This window comes from Bacillus cereus group sp. N8, from assembly GCF_016483685.1.
GTDB lineage: Bacteria > Bacillota > Bacilli > Bacillales > Bacillaceae_G > Bacillus_A > Bacillus_A proteolyticus.
The window spans coordinates 1-18,317 of the sequence record NZ_JAEHBK010000024.1; the positions used below are offsets into that span (position 1 = coordinate 1).

Genomic DNA, 18,317 nt, shown 5'->3' on the forward strand with positions numbered 1-18,317 from the left:
GAACACGGAAGTTAAGCTCTCTAGCGCCGATGGTAGTTGGGACCTTGTCCCTGTGAGAGTAGGACGTCGCCAAGCAACTAAAACACGAGTCATTTGACTCGTGTTTTTTCGTGTTTTCTTTTATAATTCATAGTAATTTAAAAAATCTTTACTTAAAGAATCGTCCTTTTGATTAAAGATTGTGAAATGTGGCTAGGATAGTGAATAAGCAAAAGAGTTGCAAATTTTTTTAATACGTATATAATTAAAGTCAAAGATAGTCAAAGTCAATAAAGGTGGCGGATAAATGAGAAATATATCTGATATCATTGAGAAATATCTAAAGCAAGTTATTGACTTAAGTAATAATAATGTGATTGAAATCAAGAGGAATGAGATCGCGGATCGATTCGATTGTGTTCCGTCTCAAATCAACTATGTAATCAATACCCGTTTTACGTTAGAAAGAGGATTCGTAGTAGAAAGTAAACGAGGTGGAGGAGGTTACATTCGCATTATAAAAGTCAAACTGCATGACGATATAGACATTATTGATCAAATGCTTCATATGATTGATCATAGCGTTGCACAAGGAAATGCAGAAAGTATGGTTATACGTTTAATAGAAGAGGGCATCATAACAAATCGTGAAGCTAAACTTATGTTAAGTGTACTAGATCGTTCTGTATTATTAATGGATGTTCCTTCTCGAGATGAACTTAGGGCTCGAATATTATGCGCAATGTTAAGAACACTGAAATATAAATAAATATAACTTTTGTAAAAAATGATAACTAAGATAATGCAGTTTAATATTGTAGAGATTTTGAAAGGCAACATGTGCTTTTATTAAATGGATTAAGGCAAGAGAACAATCTAGTAATGTATGAAAAGTATCATGAGATAGATCGTTCCTGTTGTAAAGGTGGGGATAGCGATGATTTGTCAAAATTGTAATATAAGACCAGCAACTTTACATTATACAAAAGTAATCAACGAGAAAAAGGCGGAAGTTCATCTTTGTGAGCAATGTGCAGAACAAAGTGGCTATACGTCTTTCTTTCAATCACAGCAGTCTAATTTTTCATTCAATGAACTATTAGCTGGATTATTACATGGTGAATCAGCAATGTTTGAAGAAGGACAAAATACATTTTCAAATACAAATATACTAAGATGTCCAGATTGTAAGATGACATATGAACAATTTACAAAAGTGGGACGCTTTGGTTGTGCTTCTTGCTACGATACATTTAAAGAGCATTTAAAACCATTATTAAAACGTCTACACGGTGGACATACAGATCATTGTGGAAAAATTCCAGAGCGTATAGAAGGAAATATCCACTTAAAGAAAGAATTAGATGAACTAAAACTCACTCTGAAGCAATCTGTACAAAAAGAGGAGTTTGAGAAAGCTGCTGAAATACGAGATGAAATTCGAGGTCTTGAAAATCAGCTTAGTGAGCATAGAGAGGGGGAATAGTTCTATGTCACTGGACAGAATTATGAACGAAGCAATTAGTCCGTGGATGAAGGGAGATGGCCCTGATTCTGATATTGTTTTAAGTAGTCGAATTCGTTTGGCTCGTAATTTAAAAAAATATCAATTCTCTACTATGCAAAACGAGAAAGAAGCTAAACAGATTCATGAATTATTTAAGAAGCAGTTTGTAAATAAACCGGTAGAACCTTTTGGGAAGTTTGAGCTATTAAAAATGAATGGATTAAATCCTCTTCAAAGGAGGGTTTTAGTTGAGAAGCATTTAATTAGTCCGAATCTTGCAGGAACAGAATACGGAGCATGTTTACTATCAGAAAGTGAACATATTAGTATCATGCTTAATGAAGAGGATCACGTTAGGATTCAGTGCTTATTCTCAGGGTTACAGTTATCAAAGGCGCTTCAGAGTGCCAATCAAATAGATGATTGGATCGAGGAAGAAGTTGAATACGCTTTTGATGAATCACTTGGATATATTACGAGTTGTCCTACTAACGTTGGTACAGGATTAAGGGCCTCTGTAATGATTCATTTACCGGGACTCGTTTTAACGAAAAGGATTAACCGTATTATACAGGTAATTCAAAAATTAGGGCTAGTAGTAAGAGGAATATACGGTGAAGGTAGCGAAGCGTTAGGTAATATATTTCAAGTGTCCAATCAAATGACACTAGGTAAAGCAGAAGAAGATATTATTGCAGATTTAAAGAGTGTCATTCAACAAATTATACAACAAGAAAAAATAGCTAGAGAATTAATCGTACAAAATTCGAGCATTGAGCTTGAAGATAAAGTATATCGTTCTTACGGTATACTCTCCAATAGTCGTTTAATCCAATCAGCGGAAGCGGCTACTTGTTTATCAGATGTACGACTTGGTATTGACCTAGGATATATAAAAGGGATATCGAGAAATATTTTGACTGAGTTAATGGTCCTTACTCAGCCAGGCATTTTGCAGCAATATGCAGGAGGGCCTTTAGGGCCAGAAGAAAGAGATTACCGAAGAGCAACCTTAATCCGTGAGCGATTACGTATTGAACAAAACTAAGCGCAAGTAGGAGGCGATTTCTATGATGTTTGGAAGATTTACAGAACGAGCACAGAAAGTATTAGCTTTATCTCAAGAGGAAGCAATTCGCATTGGGCATAATAATATTGGTACAGAACATATTTTACTTGGGCTTGTACGCGAAGGCGAAGGGATTGCAGCAAAAGCGTTAATTGCTCTTGGATTAAGTCCAGAGAAAGTTCAAAAAGAGGTAGAAGCATTAATTGGGCGTGGAACAGAAGCTTCACAAACAGTACATTACACACCTCGTGCTAAAAAGGTTATTGAGTTGTCTATGGATGAAGCGCGTAAGCTGGGCCATTCCTACGTTGGAACAGAACATGTTTTACTTGGTTTAATCCGTGAAGGTGAAGGGGTAGCGGCACGTGTTTTAAACAATTTAGGTGTAAGTCTAAACAAGGCAAGGCAACAAGTACTGCAACTCCTTGGAAGTAACGAAGCTAGTTCAGGTCACCAAGGCGGTTCGTCAACAAATGCAAATACACCTACACTTGACAGTTTAGCGCGCGACTTAACAGTTGTTGCACGTGAAAATCGTTTAGATCCTGTTATTGGACGTAGTAAAGAAATTCAACGTGTAATTGAAGTGTTAAGCCGTAGAACAAAAAACAATCCAGTATTAATTGGAGAACCTGGTGTAGGTAAGACAGCAATTGCAGAAGGATTAGCACAGCAAATTGTAAATAATGAAGTTCCTGAAACTTTAAGAGATAAGCGTGTTATGACATTAGATATGGGGACAGTTGTAGCTGGAACGAAATATCGTGGTGAATTTGAAGACCGTTTAAAGAAAGTGATGGATGAAATTCGTCAAGCAGGCAATATTATTCTATTTATTGATGAGCTTCATACATTAATTGGTGCAGGTGGAGCAGAGGGTGCAATTGATGCGTCAAATATTTTAAAACCATCTTTAGCTCGTGGTGAATTGCAATGTATTGGGGCGACAACTTTAGATGAATATCGTAAATATATTGAAAAAGACGCAGCTTTAGAGAGACGTTTCCAGCCAATCCATGTTGATGAGCCGAGTTTAGAGGAATCAATTCAAATTTTGAAAGGCTTACGTGATCGTTACGAGGCGCATCACCGTGTATCTATTACAGATGATGCAATCGATGCGGCTGTAAAACTTTCAGATCGTTATATTACAGATCGTTTCTTACCTGATAAAGCAATTGATTTAATTGATGAGGCTGCATCAAAAGTACGTTTACGTTCTTACACAACACCGCCGAACTTAAAAGAGCTTGAAGTGAAGCTTGAGGAAATTAGAAAAGAAAAAGATGCAGCTGTACAAAGTCAAGAATTTGAAAAAGCTGCTTCCTTACGTGATATGGAACAACGTTTACGTGAAAAGTTAGAAGATACAAAACGCCAGTGGAAAGAGCAACAAGGAAAAGAAAATTCAGAAGTAACAGTAGAAGACATTGCAAATGTCGTTTCCACATGGACACGTATCCCAGTTTCTAAACTTGCACAAACAGAGACAGATAAATTATTAAACTTAGAATCAATTTTACATGATCGTTTAATTGGTCAAGATGAAGCAGTCGTAGCTGTGGCAAAAGCTGTTCGTCGTGCAAGAGCAGGGTTAAAAGATCCGAAGCGCCCAATTGGTTCATTTATTTTCTTAGGACCAACAGGTGTAGGTAAAACGGAACTTGCAAGAGCGTTAGCGGAATCTATGTTCGGTGATGAGGATGCGATGATTCGTATCGATATGTCTGAGTACATGGAGAAGCATTCTACTTCTCGTTTAGTTGGATCTCCTCCAGGATATGTTGGATATGAAGAAGGTGGACAATTAACAGAGAAAGTTCGTCGTAAGCCATATTCAGTTGTCCTATTAGATGAGGTAGAGAAAGCCCATCCTGATGTGTTTAATATTTTACTACAAGTATTAGAAGATGGTCGTTTAACGGATTCTAAAGGGCGTACAGTTGATTTCCGTAATACAATTGTTATTATGACGTCTAACGTCGGTGCAGAAGCGTTAAAACGTAATAAACATCTTGGCTTTAACGTACAAGATGAGAGCCGCGATTATTCAGATATGAAAGGTAAAGTAATGGATGAACTGAAAAAGGCATTCCGTCCAGAATTCTTAAACCGTATTGATGAAATTATCGTGTTCCATATGCTTGAGAAAAAACATATTCAAGAGATTGTAACACTTATGGTTAATCAGTTAGTGAAGCGCTTAAAAGAACAAGAGATTGAATTACACCTAACAGAAGGAGCGATTGCAGCGATTGCTGATAAAGGATTTGATCGTGAGTACGGTGCTCGTCCACTTCGTAGGGCAATTCAGAAGCATGTGGAAGATAGACTGTCAGAAGAACTGTTAAAAGGCGCTATTGAGAAAGGACAAAAAGTTATCTTTGATGTAGAAGGAGAATCATTTGTCATTCATAGTGTGGAAAAGGTAAAATAAGTATAGACAAACAAAGAGGGCTACGCGATAGCCCTCTTTCTTGTACGAGAAGGATAAACGTTTATAGATGAAAGTGAAGTGAACTATAAAAAGATATGGCTAAAAAGAAAACGAAGTTTACATGTCAAGAATGTGGTTATCAGTCACCAAAATATATGGGGAAATGTCCTGGATGTGGTCAATGGAATACACTTGTTGAAGAGATGGAACCGGTTGTATCATCAAGGCGCCTTAATTATGCCAATGCAATCCAATCAGAAGTAACAAAACCAAGACGTCTAACAGAAGTAGAAACAAAGTCAGAGGCGCGTATTGAAACGAAATTCCAAGAGTTTAACCGTGTACTCGGTGGTGGGATTGTAGATGGGTCCTTAGTACTTATTGGTGGAGACCCTGGGATTGGAAAATCAACATTGTTATTACAAATTTCATCGCAATTAGCAGATTCTTCATATGATGTACTATACATATCAGGTGAGGAGTCAGCAAAGCAGATTAAACTTCGTGCAGATCGTTTGGATGTAAAGGGTAGTAATCTATTTGTTGTAGCAGAGACTGATTTACAGCGAATTGCAGCCCACATTGAAGAGATGAATCCAGCTTTTGTTGTTATTGACTCCATTCAGACGATACATTTACCTGAAGTGACGTCAGCCCCAGGGAGTGTAGCACAAGTACGTGAATGTACGGCGGAATTAATGAAACTTGCAAAGACGAAAGGGATTCCTATTTTTATCGTCGGACATGTGACAAAAGAGGGGGCAATTGCAGGACCACGTATGCTAGAACATATGGTTGATGCAGTTCTTTACTTTGAAGGAGATCGTCACCATACATATCGTATTTTGCGAGCTGTGAAGAACCGTTTTGGTTCCACAAATGAAATGGGTATCTTTGAAATGAAGGAACTAGGTCTTGCAGAAGTACTAAATCCTTCTGAAATTTTCCTTGAGGAACGACCAGTTGGAGTTGCAGGATCCACAGTGGTCGCTTCAATGGAAGGAACAAGACCGGTTTTAGTAGAAATACAAGCATTAATCTCCCCTACTAGTTTTGGGAATCCTCGAAGAATGGCGACGGGAATTGATCATAACCGCGTTTCACTTATTATGGCAGTGCTAGAAAAAAGAACAGGTTTATTGTTGCAAAATCAAGACGCATATTTAAAAGTTGCGGGTGGCTTGAAATTAGATGAACCAGCAATCGATTTAGCTGTCGCCTTAAGTATTGCTTCAAGTTTCAGAGATAAAGCTACTGCACCAACCGATGCGGTAATAGGAGAAGTAGGCCTAACTGGAGAAGTAAGAAGAGTATCAAGAATTGAACAACGTGTACAAGAAGCAGCGAAATTAGGATTTCAACGTGCTATTATTCCTAGAAAAAATTTGGGAGGATGGACAATTCCAGATGGGATTGAGGTAGTAGGTGTTTCTAATTTAGGAGAAGCGCTTCGTTTGACATTAGGAGGCTAGGCTATGGAGGAAAACAAGCAACGTGTTAAAAGTATGATTAACATTCTACAGCTTGTTGCCCCGGGAACACCACTACGCGAAGGGATAGATAACGTACTTCGTGCGCAAACTGGAGGGCTAATTGTTCTTGGGTATAATGAGCAGATTAAAAGTATTGTTGATGGAGGATTTCACATTAATTGTGCATTCTCCCCGGCTAGTTTATATGAATTAGCAAAAATGGATGGAGCACTTATTTTAAATGAAACTGGGAGCAAAATTTTAATTGCAAATGCACAATTAGTTCCAGATCCATCCATTGATTCTATTGAAACAGGTATGCGTCACCGAACGGCAGAGCGTGTAGCGAAGCAGACGGCTAGCCTTGTTGTTGCTATTTCACAAAGACGTAACGTAATTACACTATATCAAGGGAATTTACGTTATACACTAAAAGATATAGGTGTAATTTTAACAAAAGCAAACCAAGCTATTCAAACGTTAGAAAAATATAAAGCTGTATGGAATGATGGGATTACGAATTTGGGCATTCTAGAATTTGAAGAGGTCGTTACAATGTCCGAAGTAGTTCACGTTTTACATAGTGTTGAAATGGTACTGCGTATTAAAAATGAAATATTGAGCTACATTCATGAGTTAGGAACGGAAGGAAGGTTAATTCGTTTACAACTTACAGAATTACTGGCCGACTTAGAAGCAGAGGCAGCGTTATTAATTAAGGATTATTATCAAGAAAAAACGCAGGATCACCATCAAATTTTGAAAAAGTTACAAGATCTTGCAAATACACAGCTTTTAGAGGATAGCGATTTAGTTAAATTGCTTGGCTATCCAGGGCAAACGAGCTTAGAAGAAAGTGTGACACCGAGGGGATACCGAATCACAAGCAAAATTTCTCGTGTTCCACCACTTATCATTGAAAATTTAATTAATCGATTTAAAACATTGCAAGGTGTTTGTCGTGCAACTATTAATGAATTGGATGATGTGGAAGGAATTGGAGAAGTTAGGGCGAAGAAAATACGAGAGGGCCTAAAAAGAATTCAAGAGCATCTCTATATGAGTAGACACAATTAAGAATATTACATTGATTCCATAATATAACGACACTAGAACATTTTTGGTATATGATATGGTATATTTGTAAATAAAACTATTTACAAAAAAACACGTCCGCTTTTGCATTCGGCGTTTTGATTAGCAAAACAATGGTTAATAATGAGTAGGAGGTGGTTGGATGTTAAAACGGATCGTACAGCTCTTCTTTTTAGTGATCGGGGGAGCGTTAGGGATTTACTTAATCCCAAAAGTTATTAATGTATTAGACATCGGTGCTGTTCCTTTATTGGAGGGATCGTATGTTCGTGCAATTATTGGTGCAATTATTTTATTTTTAACAACATTTTGGCTTGTAGATTATATTGTTCAACTTATTAAGCATATTGAAGAGGCACTTGTAAAGGCGCCTGTAGCAGATGTTTTATTTGGTACATTAGGGTTGATCTCTGGTCTTATTGTTGCATATTTAATTTTAATACCAATTCGTGAATTTACAATTCCAGTTATTAGCACAGTGTTGCAAGTGTTCTTTACTCTTTTGCTTGGGTATTTAGGATTCCAAGTAGGATTTAAAAAGAGGAATGAATTGCTAGGGTTATTTACATTACCCCAACGCGGAGGTAAGAAGAAAAACAATAGCGAGAACGAAGAGGTAGAGGTAGAAAAATCTACAACTCATTGGAAAATTCTCGATACGAGTGTAATTATTGATGGACGTATTGCTGATATTTGTCAAACGAAATTTTTAGAAGGAACAATTGTGATTCCACAATTCGTATTAGAAGAGCTTCAGCATATTGCCGATTCTTCCGATGCTTTAAAGCGTAATCGTGGTCGCAGAGGATTAGACATTTTAAATCGTATTCAAAAAGAGATGCCAATTCCGGTAGAAATTTATGAAGGCGATTTCGAGGATATCCAAGAAGTTGATAGCAAACTTGTAAAGTTAGCGAAAGTCACTGGTGGAACTGTAGTAACGAATGATTTCAACTTAAATAAAGTTTCTGAATTACAAGGAGTAACTGTGTTAAACATTAATGATTTAGCGAATGCAATTAAACCAGTTGTACTCCCTGGTGAAGAATTAAGTGTTTATGTTGTGAAAGACGGTAAAGAACAAAATCAAGGTGTTGCATACTTAGATGATGGCACGATGATTGTAGTAGAAGACGGTAGAGAATATGTCGGCTCGCAACTTAATGTACTTGTTACGAGTGTGTTGCAAACATCGGCTGGTCGTATGATTTTCGCCAAACGTAAATTATTAGAAAAAGCATTATAAGTAGAGGATTATTAATATGTATACATTAATTATTCCAGCAGCGGGACAAGGAAAACGGATGGGTGCTGACAAAAATAAGTTATTCTTACTTATAAATGGAGTGCCGATTATTGTGCATTCATTACGTGCTTTTGAAAAAGATAGAGCATGCAAAAGTATTATTATGGCAATTAACGAAGAAGAACGCCCGTATTTTGAGGAGTTAATGCAGAAGTACCCAGTTGAAAAACAGGTGCAATTTATTCAAGGCGGGGCTGAAAGGCAAGATAGCGTATATAATGCGCTTCAGCATGTGAGCGGAGTCGAGTATGTTCTCGTACACGATGGTGCGCGCCCGTTCGTAACGAATAAAATGATACAAGATGTATTAACTACAGCAGAGAAATATGGTGCTTCCATTTGTGCGGTGCCAGTGAAGGATACCATTAAGAAAGTAGAACAGGGTGTTGTTGTTGAAACGGTAGAACGTTCTCAGCTTCAAGCGGTTCAAACACCGCAAGGATTTTCTGTTCCTCTTTTATTAGAGGCCCATAGAAGTGCAAAGCAAAGTTGTTTTCTTGGTACAGATGATGCAAGTCTCGTAGAACGTGTCGGGAAGCAAGTAGGCGTAGTACAGGGGAGTTACTATAATATTAAAGTGACGACTCCAGAGGATTTACTAATTGCTGAAAGTTTCCTTCATGTTCAGAAGAAATAGAAGTGATGGTATTATAGTAAAGAAAAGCTCGGCAGTTGCCGAGCTTTTCTTTATAGGGATAGCAATATAATATAGAATTCATAAAGTAGTTTAGATTGAGGAGGATGTAAAGAATGTTTCGAATTGGACAAGGTTTTGATGTACATGAATTTGCGGAAGGTAGACCGTTAATTATCGGCGGAATTACAATTCCTCATGAAAAAGGATTAATCGGTCACTCGGATGCAGATGTATTGTTACATACGATTGCTGACGCATGTCTAGGGGCAATTGCAGCAGGAGATATTGGAAAGCATTTTCCTGATACAGATCCTGCCTTTAAAGATGCGGATTCAGCTGTATTGTTACAAAAGGTTTGGGAATTTGTGCGTGAACAAGGTTATGAGCTAGGGAACCTAGATTGTACAATTATTGCCCAAAAGCCAAAAATGGCACCGCATATTGAATGTATGCGTAAACGCATTAGTGAACTATTAGAAACGTCTATTGATAATATTAATGTAAAGGCAACAACAACAGAAAAATTAGGATTTACAGGTAGAGAAGAAGGGATTGCTTCTCAAGCGGTTGTTTTATTACAGAAAAAATAGTGGTTTTTAATTCGTAAGATGGATAATCACGTTTTTTTGGTGTACAATTATAGAATGTGTTGACATTAAGATTGGAAGGTGTACCAATTATGGAAAAGCAAGTGAGAGTGCGCTATGCGCCAAGTCCAACAGGACACTTACATATCGGAAATGCGCGTACGGCATTATTTAATTATTTATTTGCTCGTCATCAAGATGGTAAGTTTATTATTCGTATTGAAGATACTGATGTAAAACGTAATGTTGCTGGTGGAGAAGAAAGCCAATTAAAATACTTGAAATGGCTCGGTATGGACTGGGATGAAGGTGTTGATGTTGGTGGTGAATTCGGACCATATCGTCAAACAGAGCGTTTAGATCTTTATAAAAAATTATATGTAGATTTATTAGAGCGTGGTTTAGCTTACAAATGTTATATGACAGAAGAAGAGCTAGAAGCAGAGCGTGAAGGTCAAATCGCTCGTGGTGAAACACCGCGTTATGCAGGAAATCACCGTGATTTAACTGAAGAGCAAATGAAAGAGTTTGAGGCTGAAGGCCGCATTCCAAGCATTCGCTTCCGTGTACCAACTAATCGCGATTACACGTTTAAAGATATCGTAAAAGATGAAGTTGCATTCCATTCAAATGATTTTGGCGATTTCGTTATCGTGAAAAAAGATGGAATTCCAACTTATAACTTTGCGGTAGCAGTAGATGATCACTTAATGGAAATTACACACGTACTTCGTGGTGATGATCATATTTCAAACACGCCAAAACAAATGATGATTTATGAAGCTTTCGGTTGGGATATCCCGAGGTTCGGTCATATGACTTTAATTGTAAATGAAAGCCGTAAAAAGCTAAGTAAGCGTGACGAATCTATTATTCAATTTATTGAGCAATATAAAGAGCTTGGGTATCTTCCAGAAGCAATCTTTAACTTTATTGCACTATTAGGTTGGTCACCAGTAGGAGAAGAAGAAATTTTCTCTCAAGATGAGTTTATCAAAATGTTTGATGCAGCTCGTTTATCAAAATCACCTGCATTATTTGATTCTCAAAAACTAAAATGGATGAACAACCAATATATGAAAAAGCAAGATTTAGATGCGGTTGTTGAACTAAGCTTACCGCATTTAGTAAAAGCGGGTCGCGTAGGTGAAAACTTAAGCGAACAAGAACAAGTTTGGGTTCGTGATGTAATTGCTTTATATCATGACCAAATGAGTTTTGGAGCTGAAATTGTAGAGCTTTCTGAAATGTTCTTTAAAGATCATGTTGATCATGAAGAAGAAGGACAAGAAGTATTGAAAGGTGAACAAGTACCTGAAGTACTTCGTACATTTGCCAATCAATTAGAAGCTCTAGAAGCAATGGAGCCAGCAGCAGTTAAGGCGGCTATTAAAGCAGTTCAAAAGGAAACAGGACATAAAGGTAAAAACTTATTTATGCCAATCCGTGTTGCTACTACTGGACAAACACATGGTCCAGAACTTCCTAATGCGATTGCTCTTCTTGGAAAAGAAAAAGTTTTAAATCGTATTCAAAAAGTAATTGGTTAACATTTTCTAGGTTTAGCAATATAATAAGTATACCTAAAATCTAATAAGGAAAAGCGACGAGAAGGAGAAGTAGAAAATCAGGCTTTTTACAGAGAGAACCACCCTTAGGCTGGAAGTGGTTTATAAGCGGATTTTTGAAATGCCCCTTCGAGTCTTCTGTTGAACAGCGAAGCATTTCGCGGAACGTCTTAGGGCGCAAAGTAAACAGAAGCGGTGTAAACCGTTATCATGGATGAGTTTGAGGCTTCTTTAGCCTAAACAGAGTGGAACCGCGCTTATAAGGCGTCTCTGTCTATATGACAGAGGCGTCTTTTTTTTATACCATGTAAATGGGTGTGAGTATAAGTTTTATCCCCTTGTATAAAGATTTAGGAGTAAGTGGGGATTTAGGGGATTTAGTTCACTCGAAAAAAGCAGCCCATAAAGGGGAGGGAACATCGATGTTTAAGAGGCTTCGGGAAGATATTGAAGTCGTTTTTGAACAGGATCCAGCGGCACGAAGTTATTTCGAAGTCATTTTAACTTACTCTGGATTACATGCAGTTTGGGCCCATCGAATTGCACATGCTTTTTATAAAAGGAATTTTTTCTTTATGGCACGTTGGATTTCGCAGGTTAGTCGTTTTTTTACTGGCATTGAGATTCATCCAGGAGCAACTATTGGTCGTCGTTTTTTCATTGATCATGGAATGGGGGTTGTAATTGGCGAAACGTGTGAAATTGGCGAAAATGTAACAATTTATCAAGGTGTCACATTAGGTGGTACAGGTAAAGAAAAAGGAAAGAGGCATCCTACAATTCAGGATAATGTATTAATTGCAACAGGTGCTAAAGTACTAGGCTCTATTACTGTTGGAGAGAATTCTAAAATTGGAGCAGGATCTGTCGTGTTAAAGGAAGTTCCTGCGCATTCTACAGTTGTAGGTATACCTGGCCGAGTCGTTATTCAAAATGGAGTAAAGATTGGTCAAGAATTAAATCATTCTGATCTTCCGGATCCGATTTTTGATAAATTAAAGGTTATGGAAGCAGAACTTGATAAATTGAGAAAGCAACTTGAAGTGAAGGTAGAAAGGAAGGATAAAAATGACTATTCACATTTATAATACGTTAACGCGTCAAAAAGAAGAGTTTATGCCATTAGAAGAAAATAAGGTAAAGATGTATGTGTGCGGACCTACAGTGTATAACTACATTCACATTGGGAATGCAAGACCACCTATGGTATTTGATACAGTACGTCGTTACTTAGAATATAAAGGATATGAAGTGCAGTATGTATCTAACTTTACTGACGTGGATGATAAATTAATTAAGGCGGCAAACGAATTAGGTGAAGATGTACCGACAATTGCTGATCGTTTTGTTGAAGCGTACTTTGAAGATGTAACAGCGCTAGGTTGCAAACATGCGACGGTTCATCCGCGTGTAACGGAAAATATGGATATCATTATTGAATTTATTCAAGAACTTGTGAATAAAGGGTATGCATATGAATCAGAAGGTGATGTGTACTTTAGAACGAAAGAATTCGAGGGTTACGGTAAATTATCGCATCAACCAATCGCAGACTTACGTCACGGTGCACGTATTGAGGTAGGAGAAAAGAAACAAGACCCTCTTGACTTTGCTTTATGGAAGGCTGCGAAAGAAGGAGAAATCTTCTGGGAAAGCCCATGGGGGAAAGGACGCCCAGGATGGCATATTGAATGCTCAGCGATGGCGCGTAAATATTTGGGGGATACAATTGATATTCATGCTGGTGGTCAAGACTTGGCATTCCCTCATCATGAAAACGAAATCGCACAGTCTGAGGCGTTGACTGGAAAAACATTTGCACGTTACTGGATGCATAATGGATATATTAATATTGATAATGAGAAAATGTCTAAGTCACTTGGAAACTTTATTTTAGTTCACGATATCATTAAGCAATATGATCCGCAGTTAATTAGATTCTTTATGTTATCAGTGCATTACCGTCATCCAATTAACTTTAGCGAAGAGTTATTACAAAGTACGAATAATGGGCTAGAAAGAATTAAAACAGCTTACGGTAATTTAAAGCATCGTATGGAGAGTAGTGCAGATTTAACAGATCATAATGAGAAATGGTTAGCTGAAATGGAAAAATTCCAGGCTGCATTTGAAGAAGCAATGGATGATGATTTCAATACGGCTAATGCGATTACTGAATTATATAATGTAGCAAATCACGCAAATCAATATTTATTAGAAGAACATACTTCTAAAGTTGTAATTGGAGCATACGTGAAACAACTTGAAACATTATTTGATATTTTAGGATTAGAATTAGCGCAAGAAGAATTACTTGATGAAGAAATTGAGGCGCTTATCCAAAAGCGTATTGAAGCTCGTAAAAATCGTGATTTCGCATTATCTGATCAAATCCGTGATGATTTAAAAGAACGTAATATTATTTTAGAAGATACCGCTCAAGGTACAAGATGGAAAAGAGGATAAAAATGATTGATGCAAAGCAATTGAACAGCTTAGCGTTAGCATATATGGGTGATGCGGTATACGAACAATATATCCGCTATCACCTTCTTCAAAAAGGAACAGTTCGCCCTAATCAATTACATCGCTTAGGGACGAGCTTTGTTTCGGCAAAAGCACAGGCGAAAGTTGTTTATCATTTATTAGAGACGGCATTTTTGACAGAGGAAGAAGAGGCAGTACTAAGAAGAGGGCGCAATGCGAATTCGGGTACTGTTCCGAAGAATACGGATGTACAAACATACCGATATAGTACAGCTTTGGAAGCTCTAATCGGTTATCATCACTTATTAAATAATCGTGAAAGATTAGACGAAATTGTATATAAGGCAATTGCTGTTTTAGAAGAAAAGGAAGGGAGCACATCATCATGAGTAGTGAATATATTATCGGACGTAACCCTGTAATTGAAGCGTTACGATCAGGGAGAGATATTAATAAAATTTGGATCGCAGAAGGTGCTGCCAAAGGGCAAGTACAGATTGTACTGGCATTAGCGAAAGAAAATAAAGTTATTTTGCAACATGCACCGAAGAAGAAATTAGATCAATTAGTTGAGGGGAATCATCAAGGTGTAATTGCTCAAGTAGCTGCATATCAATATGCTGAGCTAGAAGATTTATTTAAACTAGCAGAAAAACGTAATGAAGATCCGTTCTTCTTAATTTTAGATGAAATTGAAGATCCGCATAATCTAGGCTCTATTATGCGTACAGCTGATGCGACGGGAGCTCATGGAATTATTATTCCGAAAAGAAGAGCAGTAGGACTTACAGCGTCAGTTGCGAAAGCGTCGACTGGGGCAATTGAATATATTCCTGTTGCGCGTGTAACAAATTTATCTCGTACAATTGATGAATTAAAAGAACGTGGACTTTGGATTGCTGGTACAGATGCCAAAGGGAAAACAGATTACCGTAATTTAGATGGTAAAATGCCAATCGGATTAGTAATCGGTAGTGAAGGAAAAGGTATGAGTCGTATTATTGGTGAAAAATGTGATTTCCTAATTACTTTACCAATGGTTGGTAAAGTTACATCCTTAAATGCTTCAGTAGCCGCAAGTTTGTTAATGTATGAGGTATATCGTAAACGTCACGAAATTGGTAAATAAAAAATGAACGATATTTTAATCGTTGACGGTTACAACATTATCGGGGCTTGGGGAGACTTGAAGGAACTACGGGATGTAGATTTGCAATCATCAAGAGACGCGCTTATTGATAAGATGGCGGATTATCAAGGTTATACAGGAACGAAAGTAATGATAGTCTTTGATGCCTATACAGTCCATGGAATTGAAAAAAAGATGAAACAATCGCGGGTGGAAGTAATATTCACGCGTAAGAATCAAACTGCGGACGAAAAGATAGAGAAACTTGCAATCGAGCTTAGAAATATTAATACACAAATATATGTTGCGACTTCTGATTATACGGAACAATGGGTTATATTTGCGCAAGGTGCCCTTCGGAAATCTGCGCGTGAATTAGAGTTAGAAGTACAAGCGATGGAGCAACAAGTAAGAAGACGCACGAAAGACACGAAAGAAAATCAACCAGCCATGCGAAAGATATTTAGTAAGGATATTACAGAAAAGTTAGAAAAATTAAGAAGAGGAGAGCGTTGAAGCATTGACGCTCTTTATCTTTTTACTGTATAATATTGCTAAATAAATAGCGGTCGGAGGGATCAAGGTGGAAGCAGGCTTCGTAAGTGTAGGCGACGTTACATTTCGTGATTTAGAGGATGAGGCAATCGTTGAGTTAGTTCGAAAAGGTAATACTGACGCTCTAGAATATTTAATACACAAATATAAGAACTTTGTTCGCGCGAAATCAAGATCGTATTTCTTGGTGGGTGCCGATCGAGAAGATATTGTTCAAGAAGGTATGATTGGATTGTTTAAAGCTATTCGTGATTATAAAGAGGACAAGCTATCTTCGTTCAAAGCATTTGCTGAACTGTGTATCACTCGACAAATTATTACCGCTATTAAAACAGCAACAAGGCAAAAACATATTCCATTAAATTCGTATGTGTCTTTAGATAAGCCGATTTACGATGAGGAATCTGATCGAACACTGTTAGATGTTATTTCGGAAGCGAAAGTAACTGATCCTGAAGAAATGATTATAAGTCAGGAAGAATATACCGACATAGAATCAAAAATATCTGAATTATTAAGCGATTTAGAAAGAAAAGTACTCTCTTTATACTTAGATGGGCGTTCCTATCAAGAAATTTCAGAACAGTTAAACAGGCATGTGAAATCCATTGATAATGCATTGCAGCGTGTGAAAAGGAAGTTGGAACGATATATGGAAATGAGAGAGAGTACAAATTTAAATTCATAGAAAATACCGCAGGTGTAAATTAATTCACCTGTTTTCTTTTTGTAAAGAGAGTGAGAGTCATGACATTGACATTGTCTTTTGTTGTATGATACATTTTTAGGGACATAACGTTACAAGGCTGGTGTAACTAATGAGGAAAAACGTTGTACTCTCATGTGAAGAGTGTAAAAATCGAAACTACTCTACGATGAAAGATACGAGCTCAGTAGAGCGACTTGAGATAAAGAAGTTTTGTAAAACATGCAATAAGCATACAGTTCACAAGGAAACAAAATAAATAATTGAAATAATAAACTGGAGGTCCCGTAGATGCGTTTAACGAACTTTTTCGGCGATGTAGGTCGCGAAATGAAAAAAGTAAGTTGGCCTAAAAAAGATGAATTACTCCGCTCAACAGCGACTGTTATCGCTACAGTTGTGTTCTTTGCGATTTTCTTCGCAGTAGTTGATATGGGCATTTCTTCTTTAATTCGGTTAATTCTTGGTTAATTCTTGAATAAGAAGCACTTATCCATGATATAATGTTATTTATAAGAACTGTGTAAAAGCCCGGTGAACGGGTTTTTTCATTTGCGCAAAAAAATGTACGTCAGGGAGGGAAGGACGCTCGTCCTAAATGAATGGAAAAAAGTTGGTATGTTGTCCATACTTATTCTGGATATGAAAATAAAGTAAAAGCAAACCTAGAGAAACGTGTAGAATCAATGGGTATGCAAGATAAAATTTTCCGTGTTGTTGTCCCGGAAGAAGTAGAAGTAGAAATGAGAAATGGTAAAGAAAAATTAATGAAAAGAAAAGTGTTCCCAGGTTACGTGTTAGTGGAACTAATCATGACTGATGACTCTTGGTATGTTGTTCGTAATACACCGGGTGTAACAGGTTTTGTTGGTTCTTCGGGTTCTGGATCTAAACCATCTCCTCTATTAGAAGAGGAAGTTGTTACCATTATGAAACATATGGGAATGGACAACGAAGTGGTTGATTTCGACTTTGAACTTCATGAGACAGTACGTGTAAATGAGGGTCCATTCGCAGATTATACAGGTGCTATTGAAGAAATTGATGTGGAGAAGAAGAAAGTTAGTGTGCTTGTAGACATGTTTGGTCGCGAGACTCCAGTTGAACTTGACTTCCATCAAATTGAAAAATTATAAAATGAAACTTGAAATGAATTGTAAAAAGTGATAATATCTTTTAAGTCAGTACGTCTTCGTTATCGGAGACGTTTTTTGAAAGATTTTATCGTTACAGATAAAATATGACGTGGGAGGGCAAATCACTGTCCAATTGACCACATCACGGACTTAAGGAGGTGTGTCTCGTGGCTAAAAAGGTAATTAAAATGGTAAAGCTTCAAATTCCTGCAGGTAAAGCTAACCCAGCTCCACCAGTTGGTCCAGCATTAGGACAAGCAGGTGTTAACATCATGGGCTTCTGTAAAGAGTTTAACGCTCGTACAGCAGATCAAGCTGGTCTTATCATCCCTGTTGAAATTACGGTATTTGAGGACCGTTCATTCACTTTCATTACTAAAACTCCTCCTGCTGCTGTTCTTCTTAAGAAAGTAGCTGGTATTGAGTCTGGTTCTGGTGAACCAAACCGTAATAAAGTGGCAACTGTTAAGCGTGATAAAGTACGCGAAATCGCTGAAACTAAAATGCCTGACCTAAACGCTGCTAGCGTAGAAGCTGCAATGCGTATGGTTGAAGGTACTGCACGCAGTATGGGCATCGTTATCGAAGACTAATTCGATTTGTTTTTAAAAAAGGTTGCGGGTCTGGAATTCCAATTCGCAACCTTT

The 18,317-nt window shown here is 37.5% G+C and carries 20 protein-coding genes and 1 other annotated feature; all 20 genes read left to right on the plus strand.

Annotated elements, in window-relative coordinates; translation table 11 throughout:
- The first annotated feature begins 286 nt into the window (after positions 1 to 286).
- The 20 genes from ctsR (at position 287) to rplK (ending at position 18,263) form a co-directional block, all read left to right on the plus strand.
- On the plus strand, positions 287 to 748 hold the full coding sequence (gene ctsR, locus JDS80_RS23755; protein WP_001244553.1) for a transcriptional regulator CtsR: 462 nt from the start codon (positions 287 to 289) through the stop codon (positions 746 to 748).
- Positions 749 to 916: 168 nt separating this feature from the next.
- Positions 917 to 1,465 (plus strand): protein-arginine kinase activator protein McsA, encoded by a 549-nt coding sequence (locus tag JDS80_RS23760; protein ID WP_199640140.1) that lies wholly within the window; start codon positions 917 to 919, stop codon positions 1,463 to 1,465.
- A 4-nt stretch (positions 1,466 to 1,469) separates the two neighbouring features.
- Positions 1,470 to 2,534: a protein-arginine kinase McsB gene (locus JDS80_RS23765; protein ID WP_199640141.1), complete on the plus strand. Its 1,065-nt coding sequence runs from the start codon at positions 1,470 to 1,472 to the stop codon at positions 2,532 to 2,534.
- A 22-nt stretch (positions 2,535 to 2,556) separates the two neighbouring features.
- Positions 2,557 to 4,992: an ATP-dependent Clp protease ATP-binding subunit gene (clpC, locus tag JDS80_RS23770; protein WP_199640142.1), complete on the plus strand. Its 2,436-nt coding sequence runs from the start codon at positions 2,557 to 2,559 to the stop codon at positions 4,990 to 4,992.
- 95 nt (positions 4,993 to 5,087) lie between these two features.
- Positions 5,088 to 6,464, plus strand: coding sequence for a DNA repair protein RadA (gene radA / locus JDS80_RS23775; protein ID WP_199640143.1), 1,377 nt, complete (start codon positions 5,088 to 5,090; stop codon positions 6,462 to 6,464).
- A 3-nt stretch (positions 6,465 to 6,467) separates the two neighbouring features.
- Positions 6,468 to 7,541, plus strand: a complete 1,074-nt coding sequence (gene disA / locus JDS80_RS23780; RefSeq protein WP_199640144.1) for a DNA integrity scanning diadenylate cyclase DisA — start codon at positions 6,468 to 6,470, stop codon at positions 7,539 to 7,541.
- Positions 7,542 to 7,701: 160 nt separating this feature from the next.
- Positions 7,702 to 8,805 (plus strand): PIN/TRAM domain-containing protein, encoded by a 1,104-nt coding sequence (locus JDS80_RS23785; RefSeq protein WP_199640145.1) that lies wholly within the window; start codon positions 7,702 to 7,704, stop codon positions 8,803 to 8,805.
- Between the two features lie 16 nt (positions 8,806 to 8,821).
- On the plus strand, positions 8,822 to 9,502 hold the full coding sequence (ispD, locus tag JDS80_RS23790) for a 2-C-methyl-D-erythritol 4-phosphate cytidylyltransferase (RefSeq protein WP_199640146.1): 681 nt from the start codon (positions 8,822 to 8,824) through the stop codon (positions 9,500 to 9,502).
- Positions 9,503 to 9,615: 113 nt separating this feature from the next.
- Positions 9,616 to 10,092, plus strand: coding sequence for a 2-C-methyl-D-erythritol 2,4-cyclodiphosphate synthase (gene ispF / locus JDS80_RS23795; RefSeq protein ID WP_199640147.1), 477 nt, complete (start codon positions 9,616 to 9,618; stop codon positions 10,090 to 10,092).
- Positions 10,093 to 10,181: 89 nt separating this feature from the next.
- Positions 10,182 to 11,639, plus strand: coding sequence for a glutamate--tRNA ligase (gltX, locus tag JDS80_RS23800; protein ID WP_199640148.1), 1,458 nt, complete (start codon positions 10,182 to 10,184; stop codon positions 11,637 to 11,639).
- Positions 11,640 to 11,686: 47 nt separating this feature from the next.
- Positions 11,687 to 11,932: a binding site (T-box leader), on the plus strand.
- Between the two features lie 147 nt (positions 11,933 to 12,079).
- The gene (cysE, locus tag JDS80_RS23805; protein WP_002113299.1) at positions 12,080 to 12,745 is read left to right on the plus strand and encodes a serine O-acetyltransferase; all 666 of its coding nucleotides are present in this window, start codon (positions 12,080 to 12,082) and stop codon (positions 12,743 to 12,745) included.
- A complete protein-coding gene (gene cysS / locus JDS80_RS23810) occupies positions 12,726 to 14,123 on the plus strand; it encodes a cysteine--tRNA ligase (protein WP_071770663.1) in 1,398 nt (465 codons plus the stop codon). Before cysE ends, cysS begins: the two co-directional genes overlap by 20 nt.
- Before the next feature lie 2 nt (positions 14,124 to 14,125).
- Entirely contained in the window at positions 14,126 to 14,533 is a 408-nt protein-coding gene (locus JDS80_RS23815) for a Mini-ribonuclease 3 (protein WP_000564269.1), read from the plus strand.
- On the plus strand, positions 14,530 to 15,273 hold the full coding sequence (gene rlmB / locus JDS80_RS23820; RefSeq protein ID WP_071747344.1) for a 23S rRNA (guanosine(2251)-2'-O)-methyltransferase RlmB: 744 nt from the start codon (positions 14,530 to 14,532) through the stop codon (positions 15,271 to 15,273). The genes JDS80_RS23815 and rlmB overlap by 4 nt, the downstream gene beginning before the upstream one ends.
- Before the next feature lie 3 nt (positions 15,274 to 15,276).
- The gene (locus JDS80_RS23825; RefSeq protein ID WP_071747343.1) at positions 15,277 to 15,789 is read left to right on the plus strand and encodes an NYN domain-containing protein; all 513 of its coding nucleotides are present in this window, start codon (positions 15,277 to 15,279) and stop codon (positions 15,787 to 15,789) included.
- A gap of 67 nt (positions 15,790 to 15,856) precedes the next feature.
- The gene (locus JDS80_RS23830) at positions 15,857 to 16,516 is read left to right on the plus strand and encodes an RNA polymerase factor sigma-70 (RefSeq protein ID WP_000387197.1); all 660 of its coding nucleotides are present in this window, start codon (positions 15,857 to 15,859) and stop codon (positions 16,514 to 16,516) included.
- 130 nt (positions 16,517 to 16,646) lie between these two features.
- Positions 16,647 to 16,793, plus strand: coding sequence for a 50S ribosomal protein L33 (gene rpmG, locus JDS80_RS23835; RefSeq protein WP_199640149.1), 147 nt, complete (start codon positions 16,647 to 16,649; stop codon positions 16,791 to 16,793).
- Between the two features lie 32 nt (positions 16,794 to 16,825).
- Entirely contained in the window at positions 16,826 to 17,005 is a 180-nt protein-coding gene (secE, locus tag JDS80_RS23840) for a preprotein translocase subunit SecE (RefSeq protein ID WP_001241321.1), read from the plus strand.
- Between the two features lie 131 nt (positions 17,006 to 17,136).
- The gene (gene nusG / locus JDS80_RS23845; protein ID WP_000415796.1) at positions 17,137 to 17,670 is read left to right on the plus strand and encodes a transcription termination/antitermination protein NusG; all 534 of its coding nucleotides are present in this window, start codon (positions 17,137 to 17,139) and stop codon (positions 17,668 to 17,670) included.
- A gap of 167 nt (positions 17,671 to 17,837) precedes the next feature.
- Positions 17,838 to 18,263: a 50S ribosomal protein L11 gene (gene rplK / locus JDS80_RS23850; protein WP_001085872.1), complete on the plus strand. Its 426-nt coding sequence runs from the start codon at positions 17,838 to 17,840 to the stop codon at positions 18,261 to 18,263.
- The last annotated feature ends 54 nt before the right edge of the window (positions 18,264 to 18,317 follow it).

Coding starts and splice junctions, on each gene's coding strand:
- secE (WP_001241321.1), top strand. CDS start 16,826: ATGCGTTTAACGAACTTTTTCGGCGATGTAGGTCGCGAAATGAAAAAA.
- rlmB (WP_071747344.1), top strand. CDS start 14,530: ATGAGTAGTGAATATATTATCGGACGTAACCCTGTAATTGAAGCGTTA.
- JDS80_RS23760 (WP_199640140.1), top strand. CDS start 917: ATGATTTGTCAAAATTGTAATATAAGACCAGCAACTTTACATTATACA.
- JDS80_RS23825 (WP_071747343.1), top strand. CDS start 15,277: ATGAACGATATTTTAATCGTTGACGGTTACAACATTATCGGGGCTTGG.
- JDS80_RS23765 (WP_199640141.1), top strand. CDS start 1,470: ATGTCACTGGACAGAATTATGAACGAAGCAATTAGTCCGTGGATGAAG.
- cysE (WP_002113299.1), top strand. CDS start 12,080: ATGTTTAAGAGGCTTCGGGAAGATATTGAAGTCGTTTTTGAACAGGAT.
- ctsR (WP_001244553.1), top strand. CDS start 287: ATGAGAAATATATCTGATATCATTGAGAAATATCTAAAGCAAGTTATT.
- JDS80_RS23815 (WP_000564269.1), top strand. CDS start 14,126: ATGATTGATGCAAAGCAATTGAACAGCTTAGCGTTAGCATATATGGGT.
- nusG (WP_000415796.1), top strand. CDS start 17,137: ATGGAAAAAAGTTGGTATGTTGTCCATACTTATTCTGGATATGAAAAT.
- clpC (WP_199640142.1), top strand. CDS start 2,557: ATGATGTTTGGAAGATTTACAGAACGAGCACAGAAAGTATTAGCTTTA.
- cysS (WP_071770663.1), top strand. CDS start 12,726: ATGACTATTCACATTTATAATACGTTAACGCGTCAAAAAGAAGAGTTT.
- ispF (WP_199640147.1), top strand. CDS start 9,616: ATGTTTCGAATTGGACAAGGTTTTGATGTACATGAATTTGCGGAAGGT.
- JDS80_RS23785 (WP_199640145.1), top strand. CDS start 7,702: ATGTTAAAACGGATCGTACAGCTCTTCTTTTTAGTGATCGGGGGAGCG.
- ispD (WP_199640146.1), top strand. CDS start 8,822: ATGTATACATTAATTATTCCAGCAGCGGGACAAGGAAAACGGATGGGT.
- radA (WP_199640143.1), top strand. CDS start 5,088: ATGGCTAAAAAGAAAACGAAGTTTACATGTCAAGAATGTGGTTATCAG.
- gltX (WP_199640148.1), top strand. CDS start 10,182: ATGGAAAAGCAAGTGAGAGTGCGCTATGCGCCAAGTCCAACAGGACAC.
- rpmG (WP_199640149.1), top strand. CDS start 16,647: ATGAGGAAAAACGTTGTACTCTCATGTGAAGAGTGTAAAAATCGAAAC.
- disA (WP_199640144.1), top strand. CDS start 6,468: ATGGAGGAAAACAAGCAACGTGTTAAAAGTATGATTAACATTCTACAG.